The sequence below is a fragment of the Flectobacillus sp. genome (genome assembly GCF_049240685.1).
Lineage (GTDB): Bacteria > Bacteroidota > Bacteroidia > Cytophagales > Spirosomataceae > Flectobacillus.
Window position 1 is genome coordinate 1 of sequence record NZ_JBMLSD010000294.1, and the last position, 2669, is coordinate 2669.

General features: G+C 39.1%; 2 protein-coding genes. Both read left to right on the plus strand.

Annotated features, from left to right (window positions below):
* Positions 1–35 precede the first annotated feature (35 nt).
* Positions 36–908 carry an amidohydrolase family protein gene (locus tag ACOVQ4_RS13300; RefSeq protein WP_205690921.1) on the plus strand — a complete coding sequence of 291 codons (873 nt, stop codon included), beginning with the start codon at positions 36–38 and terminating at the stop codon, positions 906–908.
* An 87-nt stretch (positions 909–995) separates the two neighbouring features.
* Positions 996–2288: an MFS transporter gene (locus ACOVQ4_RS13305; protein ID WP_283373717.1), complete on the plus strand. Its 1293-nt coding sequence runs from the start codon at positions 996–998 to the stop codon at positions 2286–2288.
* Positions 2289–2669: the final 381 nt, after the last annotated feature.

The window sequence follows — 2669 nt, forward strand, 5'->3', positions numbered from 1 at the left end:
AGATATTTGGATGAAATAAACACTTGTAGAAAGATATGATTGATATTCAGAAAGTAGTTGCTATTGACGTACATACACATGCAGAGGTATCGTGCTGTCAACCGCATGACGATTATCGGAGCGAGTTTGATGAAGCGTTTGCAAAATATTTCAAATCGGATAAACGCCCTACGATACAAGAAACGGCGGATTATTATCGTGAGCGAAATATGGCCTTTGTGATGTTTACGGTAGACTCAGAATTTAATGTTGGCAAGCGCCGTATTCCTAATATCGAAGTCGCTGAAGGTGCTTTAAAAAACGATGATGTCATGATTGCCTTTGCGAGTATAGACCCTCACAAAGGACGTATGGGCGCACGTGAAGCTAGAGATTTGATTGAAAATTATGGGGTAAAAGGCTTTAAATTTCATCCGACGGTACAGGGTTTTTATCCGCAAGATAAAATGGCCTATCATCTATATGAAGTCATTGCTGAATATCAACTGCCTATGCTTTTTCATTCGGGTCATTCTGGGTTTGGCAGTGGTGTTCGTGGTGGTGGTGGACTTCGCTTGGAATACTCAAATCCGATTCATTTGGATGATGTAGCCATTGATTTTCCAGATTGTCCTATCATCATTGCGCATCCGAGTTGGCCTTGGCAAGATGAAGCCCTATCTGTAGCCATGCACAAACCCAATGTGTATATTGATTTGAGTGGTTGGTCGCCCAAGTATTTCCCCCCGCAACTGGTTCAATATGCTAATACTTTATTGAAAGACAGGATGTTATTCGGAACGGACTTCCCACTGATTACGCCCGAAAGATGGATCAAAGACTTTGACGAAGCAGGTTTTAAGGAACAGGTAAAGCCTTTGATTCTGAAAGAAAATGCCATTAAGATGCTTAAGCTCCAAAAGAATTGAGAATTGCGAATGGGTGAATTGTGAATTATTACACTTAAAAAAAATCACAATTCACTCATTCGTAATTTTTAACTAAATCAAAAATTTATGTCCCATTTAACGATGAATCAAACGGCAAAGATGACCACTTTGCAATACAGCAGCATATTGGTATGTTTTCTGATGAATATGCTCGATGGTATGGATGTGATGGTAATTTCGTATGCCGCACCAGCCATCACCAAGGCTTGGAGTATCGGAGCTGAAGCGTTGGGTTTGGTATTTAGTTCGGGATTGGTTGGCATGTCGGTAGGGGCTTTGATGATTGCGCCTTATGCGGATAAGATTGGTCGTAAGAAAATGATGATTATCAGTGCTTTATTGATGGGGTTGACGATTTTTATCACCTCTTTTGCAGAATCTGTTAATCAATTAATATTTTTTCGTTTTATCAATGGTTTAGGTATTGGTTGTATGCTGGCAAGCACCGCTGCATTGACTTCTGAATATGCACCCGTTAAAACCAAAGATTTTTGGGTAAGTTTTGCTCTGTCAGGGTATCCAATTGGTGCGGTTTTATCAGGAATGGTAGCCGCCAAAATTATTCCTACTTACGGTTGGGCTTCGATTTTTCAATTGGCAGGATGCTGTACATTAGCTTCAGTACCAGTGGTTTACTTCTTTTTAGCTGAGTCTTTAGATTTTTACCTAAAATCACAACCAGAGGGGGCTTTACTGAAAGCGAATAATTTATTGTTGAAAATGGGTAGAGATACCATCGCTAATTTACCCGAAAAACCAAGTGCTTTTCAGAAAATTCCTATCAAGTTGTTATTGAGTCCAGCGTTTCGATTATCTACCATTCAGTTGTGGATAGCGCTATTTTTATCTTTCGCAACACTATATTTTCTCACAAGTTGGATACCAAAGTTGGCGTCTACGGCGGGTTTATCTATTGAGCTTGCCATTTATGCGGGAACCGTTTTCAACTTGGGAGCTTTCATCGGAATCATTACGCAAGGATATTTTTCAAGTAAATATGGGTTGAAAAAAACAATAGGAACCATATTGGTTCTAACGGCGGTTTTGATGGCCATTTTCAAGGTCTTTGTTGGAACGGATTGGATTATAGTTGTCTTTGGTTTACTGGGATTTGGTATTCAAGGAGGCTTTGTTGGCTTGTACGCAGTTTCAGCACGTATATACCCAACCGAATTCAGAACTACAGGCGTTGGCTGGTCCATTGGCATTGGTCGATTAGGAGGTATTATTGGCCCAGCCGTTGGTGGTGTTTTAATTGGATTAGGATTATCTATGAGCACCAACTTTCTAATTTTTGCGATTCCAACTGCCCTTGCAGGACTTATGACTTGGTATCTGTCTACTGATAAGGTTAGTTGAAGCAGTATCAGTGCTGAATGATGAATTGTGAGTTGTGAACTGAAATTTATAATTATCAATATCTTAAAACGCGACTCTGATTAAATACTATTTTGACCGATTACCTAACCTCGAGAAATATATCACAGAAGGTAATTATTGAACCAAAAAAGCTAAATTAAGTAATCGTGCACAATTAGATTTAACTTATGAGTTTAGGCACTAGGCAACAGGCACAAGGCAAAGAGTGTTAAAATGTTTTTTAGTCACGATAGATATGTTTTTGCCGAATGCCCAAAGCTGAAAGCCAAAGGCTCAAAAATTAAATATTATTTTGCCCACCTACTTATCACAGCAACAACAAGAGATTCTTATAATTGATGAAGATAACAAAATCAGTCC